This is a genomic window from Bradyrhizobium sp. USDA 4516 (assembly GCF_054055915.1).
Genome location: NZ_JBSRXT010000001.1, coordinates 1,098,402 through 1,115,328, shown reverse-complemented (window position 1 = coordinate 1,115,328; position 16,927 = coordinate 1,098,402). Strand labels below are relative to the sequence as shown.

General features: G+C 64.4%; 14 protein-coding genes and 2 pseudogenes. 10 read left to right on the top strand and 6 right to left on the bottom strand.

The window, feature by feature from the left end; genetic code table 11:
* From ACVI1L_RS05275 to ACVI1L_RS05255, 5 genes are all read left to right on the top strand, one after another.
* The gene (locus tag ACVI1L_RS05275) at window positions 1–1,086 is read left to right on the top strand and encodes an ABC transporter ATP-binding protein (RefSeq protein ID WP_141340516.1); all 1,086 of its coding nucleotides are present in this window, start codon (window positions 1–3) and stop codon (window positions 1,084–1,086) included.
* Window positions 1,086–1,988 carry a carbohydrate ABC transporter permease gene (locus ACVI1L_RS05270; RefSeq protein ID WP_028338609.1) on the top strand — a complete coding sequence of 301 codons (903 nt, stop codon included), beginning with the start codon at window positions 1,086–1,088 and terminating at the stop codon, window positions 1,986–1,988. The genes ACVI1L_RS05275 and ACVI1L_RS05270 overlap by 1 nt, the downstream gene beginning before the upstream one ends.
* Window positions 1,988–2,794 carry a carbohydrate ABC transporter permease gene (locus ACVI1L_RS05265; RefSeq protein WP_028333212.1) on the top strand — a complete coding sequence of 269 codons (807 nt, stop codon included), beginning with the start codon at window positions 1,988–1,990 and terminating at the stop codon, window positions 2,792–2,794. Before ACVI1L_RS05270 ends, ACVI1L_RS05265 begins: the two co-directional genes overlap by 1 nt.
* Before the next feature lie 9 nt (window positions 2,795–2,803).
* Window positions 2,804–3,130, top strand: coding sequence for a DUF2160 domain-containing protein (locus tag ACVI1L_RS05260; protein ID WP_057016960.1), 327 nt, complete (start codon window positions 2,804–2,806; stop codon window positions 3,128–3,130).
* A 115-nt stretch (window positions 3,131–3,245) separates the two neighbouring features.
* Window positions 3,246–4,988: an ABC transporter substrate-binding protein gene (locus tag ACVI1L_RS05255; RefSeq protein ID WP_038382516.1), complete on the top strand. Its 1,743-nt coding sequence runs from the start codon at window positions 3,246–3,248 to the stop codon at window positions 4,986–4,988.
* Window positions 4,989–5,195: 207 nt separating this feature from the next.
* Here ACVI1L_RS05255 and ACVI1L_RS05250 read toward each other — a convergent pair whose 3' ends face one another.
* The 4 genes from ACVI1L_RS05250 to ACVI1L_RS05235 all read right to left on the bottom strand — a co-directional run bounded on the left by ACVI1L_RS05250 (window position 5,196) and on the right by ACVI1L_RS05235 (window position 9,547).
* The gene (locus ACVI1L_RS05250) at window positions 5,196–6,299 is read right to left on the bottom strand and encodes an alkene reductase (protein ID WP_057016961.1); all 1,104 of its coding nucleotides are present in this window, start codon (window positions 6,297–6,299) and stop codon (window positions 5,196–5,198) included.
* A gap of 85 nt (window positions 6,300–6,384) precedes the next feature.
* Window positions 6,385–7,245 carry an SDR family NAD(P)-dependent oxidoreductase gene (locus ACVI1L_RS05245; protein WP_229189532.1) on the bottom strand — a complete coding sequence of 287 codons (861 nt, stop codon included), beginning with the start codon at window positions 7,243–7,245 and terminating at the stop codon, window positions 6,385–6,387.
* Window positions 7,246–7,345: 100 nt separating this feature from the next.
* Window positions 7,346–7,849 carry a DUF1993 domain-containing protein gene (locus tag ACVI1L_RS05240; protein WP_253625565.1) on the bottom strand — a complete coding sequence of 168 codons (504 nt, stop codon included), beginning with the start codon at window positions 7,847–7,849 and terminating at the stop codon, window positions 7,346–7,348.
* Between the two features lie 351 nt (window positions 7,850–8,200).
* Window positions 8,201–9,547 carry a lytic murein transglycosylase gene (locus ACVI1L_RS05235; RefSeq protein WP_253625566.1) on the bottom strand — a complete coding sequence of 449 codons (1,347 nt, stop codon included), beginning with the start codon at window positions 9,545–9,547 and terminating at the stop codon, window positions 8,201–8,203.
* A 185-nt stretch (window positions 9,548–9,732) separates the two neighbouring features.
* Here ACVI1L_RS05235 and ACVI1L_RS05230 point away from each other — a divergent pair.
* From ACVI1L_RS05230 to ACVI1L_RS05215, 4 genes and pseudogenes are all read left to right on the top strand, one after another.
* A pseudogene (locus ACVI1L_RS05230) lies at window positions 9,733–10,038 on the top strand (hybrid sensor histidine kinase/response regulator); the annotation flags it as partial.
* Between the two features lie 120 nt (window positions 10,039–10,158).
* Window positions 10,159–10,464: pseudogene (locus ACVI1L_RS05225) on the top strand (histidine kinase dimerization/phospho-acceptor domain-containing protein); the annotation flags it as partial.
* Window positions 10,465–10,985: 521 nt separating this feature from the next.
* Window positions 10,986–11,915, top strand: a complete 930-nt coding sequence (gene htpX / locus ACVI1L_RS05220) for a zinc metalloprotease HtpX (RefSeq protein ID WP_028333206.1) — start codon at window positions 10,986–10,988, stop codon at window positions 11,913–11,915.
* A 153-nt stretch (window positions 11,916–12,068) separates the two neighbouring features.
* Window positions 12,069–13,232, top strand: a complete 1,164-nt coding sequence (locus ACVI1L_RS05215) for an IS4 family transposase (RefSeq protein ID WP_057015126.1) — start codon at window positions 12,069–12,071, stop codon at window positions 13,230–13,232.
* A gap of 169 nt (window positions 13,233–13,401) precedes the next feature.
* On the opposite strand, the gene ACVI1L_RS05210 is transcribed toward ACVI1L_RS05215, so the two are convergent.
* A complete protein-coding gene (locus ACVI1L_RS05210; protein ID WP_057016967.1) occupies window positions 13,402–14,352 on the bottom strand; it encodes an aldo/keto reductase in 951 nt (316 codons plus the stop codon).
* A 401-nt stretch (window positions 14,353–14,753) separates the two neighbouring features.
* Here ACVI1L_RS05210 and ACVI1L_RS05205 point away from each other — a divergent pair, with 401 nt between their 5' ends.
* Window positions 14,754–15,089 (top strand): GYD domain-containing protein, encoded by a 336-nt coding sequence (locus ACVI1L_RS05205; RefSeq protein ID WP_057016969.1) that lies wholly within the window; start codon window positions 14,754–14,756, stop codon window positions 15,087–15,089.
* Between the two features lie 569 nt (window positions 15,090–15,658).
* Here ACVI1L_RS05205 and ACVI1L_RS05200 read toward each other — a convergent pair.
* The gene (locus ACVI1L_RS05200) at window positions 15,659–16,912 is read right to left on the bottom strand and encodes a Spy/CpxP family protein refolding chaperone (protein ID WP_456785510.1); all 1,254 of its coding nucleotides are present in this window, start codon (window positions 16,910–16,912) and stop codon (window positions 15,659–15,661) included.
* Between the last annotated feature and the right edge of the window lie 15 nt (window positions 16,913–16,927).

Genomic DNA, 16,927 nt, shown 5'->3' with positions numbered 1-16,927 from the left:
ATGGCCCGCATTGACCTCGTCGATCTCGCGCACTCCTACGGCGGCAACGACGCGCCGCAGGAATCCTTTGCGCTGAAGCCGGTTACCATGACCTGGCGGCAGGGCGGCGCCTATGCGCTGCTCGGGCCGTCCGGCTGCGGCAAGACCACGCTGCTCAACCTGATCTCCGGCATCGTGACGCCGTCGCGCGGAAAGATCCTGTTCGACGGCCGTGACATCACGCCGCTGTCGACGCAGAAGCGCAACATCGCGCAGGTGTTCCAGTTCCCGGTGATCTACGACACCATGACGGTCGGCCAGAACCTGGCCTTCCCGCTGAAGAATCGCGGCGTCGCGAAGGCCGAGGTCGACGCGCGCGTCAGGCAGATCGCCGATCTGCTCGACCTCACGCCCTATCTCAAACGCAAGGCGACACGGCTCACCGCCGACGCCAAGCAGAAGATCTCGCTCGGCCGCGGTCTGGTGCGCTCCGACGTCGCGGCCGTCCTGTTCGACGAACCGCTAACGGTGATCGATCCCGAGCTGAAGTGGCAGCTGCGCTCCAAGCTGAAGGCGCTGCATCGCGAGCTCGACCTCACGATGATCTACGTCACCCACGACCAGACCGAGGCGCTGACCTTCGCCGACACCGTCGTCGTGATGCATGACGGCCGCGTGGTGCAGAGCGGCACGCCGGCCGAATTGTTCGACAAGCCGGCGCATACGTTCGTCGGCTACTTCATCGGCTCGCCCGGCATGAACATCGTGCCCGCCGAAGTCAGTGGTCACGAGGCGCGGGTCGACGGCCATGTCATCGGCCTGCATCGAAACTATGGTGTGCTGCCTGCGGGCAAGAAGATCGAGATCGGCGTGCGGCCGGAATTCGTCGATGTCGCGGCGCCGGCGTCAGGGCTGCTGTCGGCCAGCATCGAGCGGATCGACGATCTCGGCCGCATCCAGTTCGCCCGCGTGCGGGTCGGCGATACCAAATTCGCCGCGCGTGTGCCGCCGGGCTTCTCGGTCTCCGGCAACACCGCCGGGCTGATCTTCAATCCCGCGCACGTCCACGTCTATGCCGACAGCCATTTGGTGGAGGGGGTCGCCTGATGGACAAGACGATCAACCAAAAAGCCTGGTTCCTGGTGCTGCCGGTGTTCCTGGTGGTGGCGTTCTCGGCGGTGCTGCCGCTGATGACCGTCGTGAACTATTCGATGCAGGACACCTTCGGCAACAACCAGTTCTTCTGGAACGGGGTCGGCTGGTTCAAGGAGCTGCTCGATCCATCGACCGATCTCGGCGGGCGCTTCCTGGCCTCGCTCGGCCGCAACCTGTTCTTCTCTGCGGTGATCCTCGCGATCGAGGTGCCGCTCGGCATCATCGTCGCGCTGTCGATGCCGCGCGAAGGCTGGAGCGTCGCGGCCTGCCTCGTCATCCTCGCCTTGCCGCTGCTGATTCCGTGGAACGTGGTCGGCACCATCTGGCAGATCTTCGGCCGGCCCGATATCGGCCTGCTCGGCTATGTGCTGAACCACCTCGGCCTCAACTACAATTACGTGTCCAATGAGGTCGACGCCTGGGTCACGGTCATCGTGATGGACGTCTGGCACTGGACCAGCCTCGTCGCGCTGCTCTGCTACGCCGGGCTGAAGTCGATCCCCGACGCCTATTACCAGGCGGCGCAGATCGACGGCGCCTCGCGCTGGGCGGTGTTCAAGGCGATCCAGCTGCCGAAGATGAACCGCGTGCTGCTGATCGCGGTGCTGCTGCGCTTCATGGACAGTTTCATGATCTACACCGAGCCGTTCGTGGTCACCGGCGGTGGCCCCGGCAATTCGACGACCTTCGTCTCGATCGAGCTCGTCAAGATTGCGCTCGGCCAGTTCGACCTCGGCAAGGCCGCGGCGCTGTCGCTGGTCTACAATCTGATCATCCTGATCGTGTGCTGGGTATTCTACACCGTGATGGTCAATGCCGGCTCCGAGCGTCCGGCCAAGGAAGGAGCGGCGTGATGCATTCGATCCCCGGCCGCCGCCTGATCATGGCGCTGTTTTTGATCTTCCTGCTGTTGCCGATCTACTGGCTCGTCAACATGAGCTTCAAGACCAACGCCGAGATCGTCTCGACGATGACGCTGTGGCCGCACACGCCGACGCTGCAGCACTACAAGCGCATCTTCACCGACGAGAGCTGGTATTCGGGCTACATCAATTCGCTCGAATACGTGGTGCTCAACACAATCATCTCGATCGCGGTGGCGTTGCCGGCGGCCTATGCGTTCTCGCGCTACCGCTTCCTCGGCGACAAGCATCTGTTCTTCTGGCTGCTGTCAAACCGCATGGCGCCGGCGGCGGTCTACGCGCTGCCGTTCTTTAACCTGTATTCGGCGATCGGCCTGTTCGATACGCCGTGGGCGGTCGCGCTCGCGCACTGCATCTTCAACGTGCCGCTGGCGGTGTGGATCCTCGAAGGCTTCGTCTCCGGCGTGCCGCGCGAGATCGACGAGACCGCGTTCCTCGACGGCTATTCGTTCCCGCGCTTCTTCATCAAGATCCTGGTGCCGCTCATCGCAAGCGGCATCGGCGTCGCCGCCTTCTTCTGCTTCATGTTCTCCTGGGTCGAGCTGCTGCTCGCGCGCACGCTGACCTCGGTGCAGGCCAAGCCGATCGCGGCGATCATGACGCGCACGGTCTCGGCGGCCGGCATGGACTGGGGCCTGCTCGCCGCCGCCGGCGTGCTCACCATCATTCCGGGCGCGCTGGTGATCTGGTTCGTCCGCAACTACATCGCGCGCGGCTTCGCGCTCGGCCGGGTCTAGGAGGCGATCATGGAATCCATCGCATGGATGGCCTGGACGCTGCCGACCGCGATCTTCTTCGTGCTGCTGGCCTCGACGCTCGGCGTGATGACCTGGCTCGCGGCGGTTTATCCCGAGGCCGAGCGGGTCGGCGTGCTGCGCATCCCGACCACGCGCGGCGATCGTTTGTTCATTTCGCTGGTGCTGGCGGCGGTGATCCACCTGTTGTGGATCGGCCTCGTCGGCACCGATCCGATCCTCACCCTGCCAATCGGCGAGGGCGTGGAAATTTCGAGCCTGTGGCTCGCAACGCTGATTTCGCTTCTTTCAGCCGTGGCGATCTTTCGCACCGTCTGACGAAAGCGAAGAAGAGCAGATCCGGGGTCAACCCGGGCCTGGGGTTTTGTTTGTCGCTGCAACCGGAGGAATCATAATGCGACATTTGAGAACGACAAAGGATAGTCTTTTGACTATGACCAGCGCCGCCGCGCTGATCGCGGCTTCGCTCGCGGTCGCCACGCCGGCCCGCGCCGCCGACGATGCCGTGATCCAGAAGTGGATCGCGGAATTCCAGCCCTCGACGCTGTCGAAGGAAGACCAGAAGAAGGAGCTCGAGTGGTTCGCCAAGGCCGCCGAACCCTTCAAGGGCATGGAGATCAACGTCGTCTCGGAAACGATCACGACGCACGAATATGAATCGCAGACGCTGGCCAAGGCGTTCTCCGAACTGACCGGCATCAAGCTCAAGCACGACATCATCCAGGAAGGTGACGTCGTCGAGAAGCTGCAAACCCAGATGCAGTCGGGCAAGAACGTCTATGACGGCTGGATCAACGATTCCGACCTGATCGGCACCCACTTCCGCTACGGCCAGACCATCATCCTGTCGGACTACATGAAGGGTGAGGGCAAGGAGGTCACCGACCCGATGCTCGACGTCGACGACTTCATCGGCAAGTCGTTCACCACGGCGCCGGACGGCAAGCTGTATCAGCTGCCCGACCAGCAGTTCGCGAACCTCTACTGGTTCCGCTACGACTGGTTCACCAACCCCGAGTACAAGGCCAAGTTCAAGGCCAAGTATGGCTACGAGCTCGGCGTGCCCGTGAACTGGTCGGCCTATGAAGACATCGCCGAGTTCTTCACCAACGACATCAAGGAGATCAACGGCGTCAAGGTCTACGGCCATATGGACTATGGCAAGAAGGATCCCTCGCTCGGCTGGCGGTTCACCGACGCCTGGCTGTCGATGGCCGGCAACGGCGACAAGGGTATCCCGAACGGCCTGCCGGTCGACGAGTGGGGTATCCGCATGGAAGGCTGCCGTCCGGTCGGCTCCTCGGTCGAGCGTGGTGGCGACACCAACGGCCCGGCCGCGGTCTACTCGATCACCAAATATCTCGACTGGCTGAAGAAGTATGCCCCGCCGCAGGCCCAGGGCATGACCTTCTCGGAAGCAGGTCCTGTGCCGGCGCAGGGCAACATCGCCCAGCAGATGTTCTGGTACACCGCCTTCACCGCCGACATGGTGAAGCCGGGCATCGCCGTGATGAACGCGGACGGTACGCCGAAGTGGCGTATGGCTCCGTCGCCGCACGGCGCTTACTGGAAGGAAGGCATGAAGCTCGGCTATCAGGACGCCGGCTCCGTGACGCTTCTGAAGTCGACCCCGCCGGATCGCCGCAAGGCAGCCTGGCTCTATCTGCAGTTCATCATCTCCAAGTCGGTGTCGCTGAAGAAGAGCCATGTCGGTCTCACCTTCATCCGTGAGTCCGATATCTGGGACAAGTCGTTCACCGAGCGTGCGCCGAAGCTCGGCGGCCTGATCGAGTTCTACCGCTCGCCCGCGCGCGTGCAGTGGACCCCGACCGGCAACAACGTGCCCGATTATCCGAAGCTCGCGCAGCTGTGGTGGCAGAACATCGGCGATGCGTCGTCCGGTACCAAGACGCCGCAGCAGGCGATGGACGCGCTGGCCGCGGCCCAGGATTCGGTGATGGAGCGTCTTGAGAAGTCCGGTGTGCAGGGCGCCTGCGGACCGAAGCTGAACAAGAAGGAATCCGCCGAGTTCTGGTACAAGAAGGCCGAGAAGGACGGCACCATCGCTCCGCAGCGCAAGCTCGCGAACGAGAAGCCGAAGGGCGAGACGATCGACTACGACACGCTGATCAAGTCGTGGCCGGCCAACCCGCCGAAGCGCGCCGAAGCGAAGTAAGGCGCAAGAAGGCGTACCAGCCCACGCCATCCGAAGACGACGAAAGGCCGGGAGCGATCCCGGCCTTTTTGCTGATTGCCAGGTCATTCCGGGATGGTGCGCAAGCACCAGACCTCAGGTGCGCAACTGCGCACCGGGGAATCTCGAGAATCCGGGTTCGATGCGTCGCATCGCCCCGGAATGACGATGTGGAGAGAGGAGCGCTCCCTACTCCGCCGCCTCGGTCGCCTTCAGCGTCGGATAATCCGTGTAGCCCTTGGCGCCGCCGCCATAGAAGGTCGCCTTGTCCCATTCGTTGAGCGGCGCGCCGGTCTTGAGCCGCTCCACCAGATCGGGGTTGGAGATGAACGGCTTGCCGAACGCGATCAGGTCAGCCGCGCCGGCTTCCAGCACCTTCTCCGCCAGCGCGAAGTCGTAACCGTTGTTGGCGACATAGGCCTGCTTGAAGCGCTTGCGCAGCGAGGCGTAGTCGAACGGCGCGATATCGCGCGGGCCGCCGGTTGCGCCCTCGACGACGTGGAGATAGGTCAGCTTCAGCGCACTGAGCTGGTCGACGATGTAGTCGAACAGCGCTTGCGGATTGGAGTCGGTGATGTCGTTGGCCGGCGTCACCGGCGAGATCCGGATGCCGGTGCGATCGGCGCCGGCCTCGGTGGCGACCGCCTTGGACACATCCAGCATCAGCTGGGCGCGGTTCTCGATTCCGCCGCCATAAGCGTCGGTGCGCTTGTTGGTGCCGTCGCGGGCGAACTGGTCGAGCAGATAGCCGTTGGCGCCATGGATCTCGACGCCGTCGAAGCCGGCCGCCAGCGCATTCGCCGTGCCGCGCTTGAAGTCCTCGATGATCCCGGGAATTTCCGACAATTCGAGCGCGCGTGGCTCGGACACGTCGGCAAACGTGCCGTTCACGAAGGTCTTGGTCTTGGCTTTGATCGCGCTCGGCGCCACCGGTGCGCCGCCGTTCGGCTGCAGTGCGACATGCGAGATGCGGCCGACATGCCAGAGCTGGATGAAGATGCGGCCACCGCGCTCATGCACCCGATCGGTGACCCTGCGCCAGCCCTCGACCTGTTCCTTCGAATAGATGCCGGGCGTGTCCTGATAGCCCTGGCCCTGCTGCGAGACCTGGCTCGCCTCGGTGATCAGAAGGCCGGCGGAGGCGCGCTGGCCGTAATAGTCCACCGCGAGCGGGCTCGGCACCATGCCGGGCGGCACCGCGCGGTTGCGCGTCAGTGGCGCCATCACCAGGCGGTTCGGCAGCGTCAGCGCGCCGAGCTTGTAGGGCTCGAGAAGTTTGGTCGATTGGCTCATGTAAATGTTCCAGAGAATGACTGATGAAGGACAATTGTGCATTGCCGCGACGAGCGCAATGCCCGAGGCATTCGCGCTCCGCAGACTAGCCGCGCACAATTCCGCCCATGTGGCCGGCATCGAGGAACAAGGTGTGCGCGTTGACGTAGGAGGATTCATTCGAAATCAGGAACAGCGCAGTATAGGCGACCTCCCAGCCGGTGCCCTGGCGGCCGAAAGGCACTGTCACGGCGCGGTCCGATCGCCTGCGGCTGGCGTCGCGCCCCATCGGCGTGTCCATGAAGCCGGGCGCGATCACATTGCAGCGAATGCCCTTGTCCTCGCCGGCCCGCGCGATCGCCCGCCCCAGCGCGATCTGCGCCGCCTTGGAGGATTCATAGGCCGGGTTGCGGCCGCCGGCGCGCTGGCTCGCCATTGAGGAGATCAGGATGATCGCGCCGCCCGGCGCCATCACCTCCAGCGCCTTCTGCGCGAACAGCATGTGGCTGCGCACATTGACGGCATAGTCGCGGTCCCAGGCTTCGGCCGTCATCTTGGGCAGCGACAGGCCGGAGGAGATGCCGACATTGAGCGCCAGCCCGTCGAGCCCGCCGAGCCGCTGCGCGCAGCGTTCGACCGCGGGCGCGATCGCCGCGACGTCGGCGACATCGACCACGTCGGTGAAGGCCTTGCCGCCTTCGCCTGTGATCTGCGCGACGGTGTCGTCGGCGGCGTCCTTGTTGACGTCGAGGCAGGCGACCGACGCGCCCTCGCGCGCGAACAGCACGCTCATGGCGCGGCCGTTGCCGATCGGCGGGGCTTCATCCACGGTTGTGCGCTGTCCCGCGCCGACCACGATGACGCGCCGCCCGGCGAGGCGGCCGTGGTTCTTCGCCAGTCCGAGCGCTTCGGCATGCAGCGAAGCGGACGGATCGATGGCTTTCGGTGCGTGGGTTGTTGTCGACATGGCGTGCTCCCTGACGTCTTGTTGTTGTCAGGGAGCAGTAGCACGGGCGAGGGCGTGAAGCGAAAATCCCGTCGCGGGGAATATGGATCGCCGAAGCGCGTCAGCTGACGCCGAGGAAATCGCGCTTGCCGATCTCGACGCCGTTGTGGCGCAGGATGTCGTGCGCGGTCACGGCGTGGAAATAGAAGTTCGGGAACGAGAACGCGCTGAGGAATTGCTGACCCTTCAGGGTCATCGTGCGATCGGGGCCGATCGGGAAGGTGACGTCCCTGGCGTCGGCGCCGTCGAACTGCGCCGGCTTGAACGACTTCACATAGTCAATCGTCCTGGCGAGCCGCTGCTTCAGTTCACTGATGCTCTTCTCGGTATCTGGCGTCGACGGCACGTCGCTATGGGTCAGCCGCGCGCAGCCCCGTGCGGCGTGATCGCAGACAAGTTGCACCTGCTTGGTCAGCGGCAGCATGTCGGGATAGAGCCGCGATCCCAGCAGCACCTCGGGCGCGATCTTCTTCGCTTCGCAATGCGCCTCGGCCTTGGTCAGCTCGCCGGTGAGGCTGTTGAGGATCTGCAGGTAGGCGGGGACGACGGCGTCATGAAAGGACATGTGATGCTCCCTGTTCTGATGAAATCCGGATGTTACCGAACGGCGATGCTGCAAGTGGGGCGGCAAGGGGAAGAATACAACTGCGGGCGGCTGTAACACTTGGTCAAATATTTCGCGCGGGCGGCATTCTTGATCCCGTCATCCTGAGGAGCGCGAAGCGCGTCTTGAAGGATGCACGGCCCCAGTGTGGCCGATTCATCCTTCGAGGCTCGCTCCGCTCGCACCTCAGGATGACGGATCGCCAGAGTCTGCGTAGCCCGGATGGAGCGCAGCGCAATCCGGGGAGGCGCATCGGGGCTTGTCCCGGATTTCGCTGCGCTGCATCCGGGCTACGGAAAATGGGCGTTTGCTCTACCGCGTCCCCAGTGCCGCGGCATCGGCGGCCGGCTGGGTGCGGGGCCCGCCGCGCATCCGCGCCAGGAGCTCCGCGGTCGGCCAGGAATCCGCCGGCAGGCCGTATTTCATCTGCATCGCCTTCACCGCGCTGCGGCTTGCCTGTCCGAGCACGCCGTCGATCTTGCCGACGTCGTAGCCGGCGCGCGCGAGCAGTCCCTGCAGCTCCTTGATCTCATTGAACGGCAATTGCGCGACCGGACCGTGCGGCCGCTGCATCGGCGGTGCGCCCGCGATGCGGCCGGCGAGATAGCCGGCGGTGGTCGAATAGATCAGCGAGTTGTTCCACTCGGTGTAGGCGGCGAAGTTCGCATAGGCGAGGAACGCCGGACCCATCCGGCCCATCGGCAGCAGCAGCGAGGCCGGCATCTCGTCATTCGGCAATGCCTTGCCGTCGGTCAAGCTGACGCCAAGCGATACCCATTTCGATCGCGGCAGCTTGATGGTGAGGTCGGCCTGGTCCCACGGGAAATTTGCCGCCTGCGGCACGCGCACCTCCTGCAGCCACGGCTCGCCGCGCCGCCATTTCAATCCGGTGGCGATGTAGTTCGCGGTCGAGCCGATCACGTCGGGGCCGCTTTGCAGGAGATTGCGATGGCCGTCGCCGTCATAGTCGACCGCGTAGTTGAAATAATGCGTCGGCAAGAATTGCGTCTGACCGAGCTCGCCGGCCCATGAGCCGATCATCTCGTCGGGCGTCAGGTCGCCGCGCTCGATGATCTTCAGCGCGGCGATGGTCTCGCCCTGGAACATCTCGGAGCGGCGGCAATCATAGGCCAGCGACACCAGCGATTTCAGCGTCGGCAAATTGCCCATCTGGACGCCGAAATCGCTCTCCAGTCCCCAGAACGCGGCGATCACCGCCGGCGGCACGCCATACTCCTTCTCGGCGCGCGCGAACGCGGCGGCATAGGTCCGGAGGTATTGTTGGCCCTGCTGCATGCGATAGTTCGCGGCCATGCGGCCGGCGAACTGGGTGAAGATCTGCCCGAACACGCGCTGGCCGCGGTCGCGGTTGACGATACCCTGGTCGTAGATCAGGTAGGGCGCGGCCTCCGCGATCGTGCGCTGCGAGACGCCGGCGGCGACCGCCTTCTGCTTCAGCTCGGCGAGGAAGCGATCGAAGTTTTGCCCGTTGTGGCAGGACGCAGCCCGCGGCGAGGCGACGGCGGCCGGGCGCGGCCTGACCGGCGCGGGATTTAAGGGGCTGGGCAACGGCTGCTGCGCCGAGGCGAGGGTGGAGAGCGCCAGCGCCCCCGCGATCGCTGCGATCATGATCGGGGCGCGGAGGGGAGAGGCTGGCATCGATGTCACCGGCTGGAAAAAGGGGAATTGAAGCCCAATCTGCATACACCAGGGCGACACCGGGCAACAACGGGGGTAGCGCCGTTAGACCAATTGGGCTGAGGTAGGTTGAGCCGCCACCGCTATGATCGGCCGGTGATTCGCGGGCAGGGGTGTCGGCGGATCGATCACGCCGGGAGGGACCCATGTGGAGTTTTCTCGAGCGTCTTTTGGATTCGTCGACGTTTTCGCCGCGCGGCATCTGCCTGTTGTGGGAACCGGAGCTGATCTGGCTCCACGTGATTTCAGACGCGATCATTGCCGCTTCGTATTTCTCGATCCCGTTCGCGCTGGCGATCCTCGTCTCCAAGCGGCGCGATTTCCAGTTCGGCTGGATGGCCTGGCCGTTCGCCACGTTTATCCTCGCCTGCGGCCTCACCCATGTGTTCTCGATCTACACGCTGTGGGTGCCGATCTACGGTCTCGAGGGCCTGCTCAAGGCGCTAACCGCTGTCGCCTCGATCTTCACCGCAGTGCTGCTCTGGCCGCTGATCCCGCGGATCCTCGCGATCCCGACCGAAGAGCAGTTGCGCGAGGCCCATGTCGCGCTCGCCGAGGAGGGACGCCAGCGCCAGCGATCGGAATTCCTGCTCGAGCGCCTTCGCGAGGCCGAGGCCAATGAGAGCAAGATCCGCCAGGCGCAGAAGATGGAAGCGGTCGGCCAGCTCACCGGCGGCATTGCGCACGACTTCAACAACATCCTCACCGTCATCACCGGCACGATCGACATCCTGGCCGAGGCGGTCACTCACAACCGCCAGCTCACGGAGATCACCGCGCTGATCCGCGACGCCGCCGAGCGCGGCGCATCGCTGACGCGGCATCTGCTCGCCTTCGCGCGCAAGCAGCCGCTGCAGCCGACCACGCTGTCGGCCAATAATGGGAGCGAAGCCCTTGCCGTGCTCGACAGCGGCGCGCCGATCGATCTGTGTTCACCGACGTCATCATGCCGGGCGCGATGAACGGACGCGACCTCGCCACCGAGGCGCGGAAGCGCCGCCCGGGCCTGCGCGTCCTCTTCACTCGGGCTATACCGATGACGCCATCGATCAGGACGGCAAGCTCGAGCAGGGCATCCTGTTCCTGGCAAAACCCTACAGCCGCGCCGAGCTCGCCCGCATGTTGCGCGTCGCGCTGCGCGAGGAGGGGGCGGTGATTGCACAGGAGCCGGCGGCGTAGCGAGAGATCGTAGCCCGCATGAGCGAAGCGACATGCGGGACCGGTCTTACCCCGCATGTCGCTTCGCTCATGCGGGCTACGGACGGCGCCGCACATGACCAATCATTAACCCGCGCCGCGTCGCTGCGACGCACTGGTTCCCCTTGCGGCTTCTGCGGCAAAATCCCTACCTCAGCGGCGTCAGTTGTGGCAGCATTCCGCTCGCCGTGAGGGAACAACGATGAACTATTTCCGCACCGCGCTCCTGCTTGCCGGCCTCACCGCCCTGTTCATGGGGGTCGGCTATCTGATCGGCGGCGGCACCGGCGCCGTGATCGCGCTGATGGTCGCGGCTGCGACAAATCTGTTCACCTACTGGAATTCCGATCGCATGGTGCTGTCGATGTACGGCGCCCATCAGGTCGATGCGGGCTCGGCGCCCGAACTCTACAATCTCGTCGCCGAGCTCGCACAGCGCGCCGCTCTCCCGATGCCGCGCGTATTCCTGATGGACGAGGCGCAGCCCAATGCGTTCGCGACCGGCCGCAACCCGGAGAACGCGGCGGTCGCCGTCACCACGGGCCTGATGCAGCAACTCAGCCGCGAGGAGCTTGCCGGCGTGATCGCGCATGAGCTTGCGCATATCAAGCATCACGACACGCTCACCATGACGATCACGGCGACGATCGCCGGCGCGATCTCGATGCTGGCGCAGTTCGGTATGTTCTTCGGCGGCAACCGCAACAACAACGGCCCCGGCATTGTCGGCTCGATCGCGATGATGGTCCTGGCGCCGCTCGGCGCCATGCTGGTGCAGATGGCGATCAGCCGCACCCGCGAATACGCCGCCGATAATTATGGCGCGCGCATCGTCGGTCAGCCGATGTGGCTTGCCTCCGCGCTCGCGAAGATCGAGAACGCCGCGCATCAGGTGCCGAACATGGAGGCCGAGCGCAATCCGGCCACCGCGCACATGTTCATCATCAACCCGCTGTCGGGCCACGGCGTCGACAACCTGTTCGCGACCCACCCCTCGACCGCGAACCGCATCGCCGCGCTGCAGCAGCTCGCCGCCGAGCTCGGCACCCAGACCGCGCCGCGCCCGGCCGGTGGAAGCTATCCGCCGCGCAGCCCGTGGGGCGGATCCGGCCAGCGCGGCCCGTGGGGGTAGGGTGAGACCAAGCCGTAGCCGCGAAGGCGGTGTGCTCCCTCGCCCCGTTCTTAGCAGGGGTGTCCGGGGAATGATTCACTGTGTCGCGGTGCATGCTCGGCAGGACCGAGGCAAATCGGTCTTTTCTGGTTGTCGAGACACAGAGGGCCGAGCATGCGATATCGCGGTAGCATTTTTGGAAGGCTGCTTGAACCGATCAATCGACGGCAGTTTCAGACGGTTGTGGATCGTCTGGACGGGGATGCCTACGACAAGTCGTTCAGGAGCTGGGATCATCTGGTGGCGCTGATCTATGCCCAGCTTAGCGGCAACAGCAGTCTGCGCGGGGTAGTGACTGGCTTCAACGCCAATTCGCAGCATCACTATCACTTGGGAACCGGCAAGCTGTCGCGCTCGACGTTGTCCGATGCCAATGCCCGCCGTCCGATCGGCATTTTCGCGCAAACCTTTGCGGCGCTGTCGGCGATGGCGCGTCGCCAGCTGCGGAGTGAAGGCATGGAGATGGTGCGTCTGATCGACGCCAGTCCGATCCCGCTCGGCAAGGTCTGCAGTTGGGCGACGTGGAACGGCCGCATCCGCGGCATGAAGCTGCATGTCGTCTACGACCCAAGGAGCGATGTCCCGACCTGCGTCGAGATGACGGCCGCGAACGTCAATGACATCGAGATCGGCCGACAGACCCCAATCCAGCCCGCCACCACCTATGTGTTTGACAAGGGCTATTGCCGTTTCGACTGGTGGCAGAAGATCAATGATAGCAAGGCTTTCTTCGTTACCCGGGCGAAGACGAGCATCCGTCTTCGCTCGCTCAGGCATCGCGCCATCCGCAAGCGTAACGGGGATGGCTTCGAAATCCTTGCCGATGACGAGGTGAAGCTCACCAGCAAGGGCGATTCGCGCCTTCCAATCCCGCTCCGCCGCATCAAGATCAGACGCGAGAAAGGCGGCAAGATCACACTCCTGACCAACGACCTTGCCCGTAGCGCCGTCGAGATCGCCGCCCTCTACAAGAGCAGATGGCAAATCGAGCTGCTGTTCCGCTGGATCAAGCAGCATCTCGATATTCGCAAGTTCCTCGGCGCCAACGACAACGCGATCCGCCTTCAGGTGCTCGCTGCGATGATTGCCTACCTGCTGCTGCGCATCGCCGCTCACACCAACTGCATCAAAATGCTCCCGCTCAGGTTCGCCGAACTCGTCGGCCAGCTCCTGCTCACGCGTCGATCCCTCGCTGCCATCGACAAACCTCCGCCCATCAACCCCAGCCGTCGGAAATCAACCATCTCACCTGACCAGATGGAGCTCCGCTATGCCTGAATTTCCCCGGACACCCCTGCGTTCTTAGGGGAGAGGGTTGGGGTGAGGGGCTGTCTCCGCAAATACGGCGATAGCTGCACTCGCGGAAGCTCCCCCTCACCCGGAACGCATCTAGCGATGCGTTCCGACCTCTCCCCGCACGCGGGGCGAGGTGAAGTGAAGGCAGCTGCTACGCGCTCGCGGCGTCCAGCCGTTCGACCTGATCCTTGCTCAGCTCAAGTTCGGTCGCCGCGACCAGCGTTGCGACCTGCTCGGGCCTGGTAGCGCTGGCAATCGGCGCGGTGACGGAGGGTTTTGCCATCAGCCAGGCGAGCGCGACCGCGGCCGGCTCGGCGCGGGTTTCCGCGGCGACCTCGTCAAGACCGGCCAGGATGCGCATGCCGCGCGGGTTCATGTATTTTGGGATGCTGCGTGCACCGCGGGGGCTCTTGGCGAAGTCGCTCTCCGAGCGATATTTGCCGGTCAAAAATCCTGCGGCGAGCGAGAAGAACGTGATCACGCCGACGTCGTTCGCCTCGCAGACGCGTTGCAGCGCGCCTTCGTAGCTCGAGCGCTCGGCGAGGCTGTATTCGGGCTGCATGCTCTCATAGCGCGGCAACCCGTTCGCCTTGGCAATGTCGAGCGCACTCTGGAGCCGCTCCGCCGAGAAGTTCGAGGCGCCGATGGCCCTGACCTTGCCGGCCTTGATCAGCTTGTTGTAGGCCGCGAGCGTCTCTTCCTGCGGTGTCGTCTCATCGTCCTTGTGGGACTGGTAGAGATCGATGAAATCGGTCTGTAGCCGCCGCAGCGAATCCTCGACGGCGCGCGCGATGTAGTCCGGCTTCAGCCCGACATTGCCGCCTCCCATGTCCATGCCGACCTTGGTGGCGAGGATGACGCGGTTGCGGTTGCCGCGCGCCTTCATCCATTTGCCGATGATGGTCTCGGATTCGCCGCCGCTGTGGCCCGGCACCCAGCGTGAATAGACATCCGCCGTATCCAGGAATGTCAGCCCCTGATCGAGCACGGTGTCGAGCAGGCGAAACGACGACGTCTCGTCCACGGTCCAGCCGAATACATTGCAGCCGAAGCACAGGGGAGGGACAGTGAGGCCGGAGCGGCCGAGCGCGCGATGCTTCATGAGTTTTCTTTCGCTTGTTCTTGATGGCGGGCGCCGGACACTGAGGCAGATCGCCCTCGTTTGCAAGGCGTTGTCCCGCCACCGCCTAGCGGGCGCCGACGCGTCACTCGGCGGGCTCGGATGGATCGCGTTCGTCGGTCGGGTCAGGCGCGCTGCCCTTCAGTGCCGCATCGACCAAGGAGAGATTTCGTCGCAGAGCAGAAACGCGATTTTATTTGCCGCGGGTCTGATGTAGATTGCGCGGCGAGCTGCCACCGGTTGCGCCGAAATCCGGAGAATGAGCGGCAGCGCGACTGGCCATCGGCAGGCCATTTCTTCTCATTTTTCAGTACGAAATGCTCTGCCCGGGCCGCGCGCCTGGGTGAATGTTTTTTTCATTCCAACCAAACGGAGCGATTGCCATGCATTTCTGCTTCTCTGGTGAATACACCCCGCGTTCCCTGAACAACATCATGGAAAACCCGACGACGAATCGATACGAGGCCGCGAAGAAGTTGATTGAGGCCGCCGGCGGGAAACTGATTTCGATGTACAGCACGGCGACCGATGGCCCCGGCGTGATGGTGATCTTCGACGTGCCGGATCCGAGCTTCGCGCCTGCGGTCAGCGGCGTGGTGGTTGCGGCCGGCGCCATGCAGAACGTGCGGCTGGTCCGGCTCTTTACCCAGGACGAGATCAAGGTGGTGCGTCAGCACGCGACCAAGCTCAAGGCCGCCTACACGCCGCCCGGTGGCTAGCAGGCCGAGCGATCCAAAACGGCGCAGATTGATCTGATGGCCGGTGTCACTCTCGCGCGGCGGCGCTTGCTGGCGTCCCGCGCGGAGGCGAGGGCCGTTGCGCGCCGCTGATCCGGGGCGTCAACGGATGGGCACTAGCTCAGGCGGATGTCCTGGCTACGTGCATGCCGGCCACAGCCCCGGCCGGTTGTGCCGTCGCATGACGTCCGCCGCCTCGCTCGGCCTCCGCTTCAGCAAGACGAGCGCAGTACGCGCTAAGGCGCGATGAGATCAGGGCGTGTACTCATGAATTCTTCGCGTCCGCTTTGATCTCGGAAGCTGACGTTGAGGCCGACATCGCCGTATGTCGGCCTTGGGCCAATAAGCAACATCCAAAGAAGTTCAGTTGACTACGGGCGGGCCTCAAAGTTCATGTTGAACGGCGTCTCGGTCGCGCGACCGAACTACTTAGAGCCCGCCCCTATAACGCATGCTCGCATGTCCAGCTCTTCTTAGCGGACGACTAGCAAATGCGACAGGGGATGCGAAGTATCGCCTTGGCCGACCAGCGCCGCTTGGGGATGGAAAAATCACACCCCCCGCTTCTTCAGACCGAGCCCCTCGAACTGCGTCTTCTGCTCGTCACTCAGGTTCCAACGGAAATCGTCGACCGCGTCGTTCACGCTGATGATCGCCTCTCTCATCGCTTCCAACCGCGCCTTCGCGGCCTTAAGGCGGGCCGGCGGGGTGAGCGCGTCCTTTGGCGGGCATGGGTTTAAGGCTTCCATGGTGCCCATCGTGGTATCCTGCACCACTTCGAGCGCGGCGCGTTGCGTACCGTTCAGTTTCAGGCTGGCGACGATGTCGTCGAGGGGCCATTGCTGGGCGACGAGCTGGCGGTATTGCTTTTCGGCCTGTTGCTCGTCTTGCGGTTCACGGCTCGCCTGGCAGGCGGCGTCCTGCATCTCCTTCAGCTTCGCGGCCGCAGCGTTAGCGCGGCGGTCGCGTTCGGGCGTGTTGAGCTGGGCCTTCTGTTCATCGCTTAGGAGATCGTAGAATTTTTGAAATGGCGGCATAACGGTCGCAACTGCGCTCAGCATCGCGTTGACGCGGCTCTGCATGGCCGCGAATCGCTCCAGCGCGGTGGTTGCGGTCTGTGCTGTACAGGAAGCGCGGATGGTGTTGCCGGCGGAAATCCAGGCGCTCGCGAGCTCGTCGAAGGCTGCGCGCTGCGCCTCGTTCGCCGCGACCGCCAGGCCGATCCGCTCGAGGGGAAGGCCGGTCGTCTCGGCGGTGTCGCCGCCACAGAATTCCTGCACCGAGGGCGCTTTGCGATGCCGCCTCCCGGCGGGGCGCTCGGCCGCAAACGCTGAGAGATCGCTCGCAGCGTAAGGCGAGAAGATCGCGGCGTAGAGATCGCCGTAGCCATAGGCCCAGAAGCCGCTGCCATCATTGAGAAGCGCGTAGTCATAGAGATCGCTGTAGGCAAACGGCCAGAAGAGCGGACCGACCCAGCCGTATGAACCGTCGGAGTGCTGCCACCAGCCTTGCGCAGCTCGGCCGCCCTGCCAGCCGGCCAGCGCGGCGACGGCAGTGAGCTGCGCGCGCTCACTCGGGCCGATCGACTCGGCGGCGGGGCGAAGATCTTGCGGTCTTAGAGCAGCCATGCGGACGCGGCTGTGGCGCGCCGCCATGCGTGCGTGGCGGAGACCCGCGACCGACAGCACGCCGGCCATCGCGAAGCGCGCGACACTCACGGGGCCGCCAACGCGCAGGCGGAAACCCGCCTCGGCCGCGCTCGGCAGCGCTCCCAGAACGCCAATTGCAACGCCGGCCGCAGCCATTCCAAGGCGGGACTT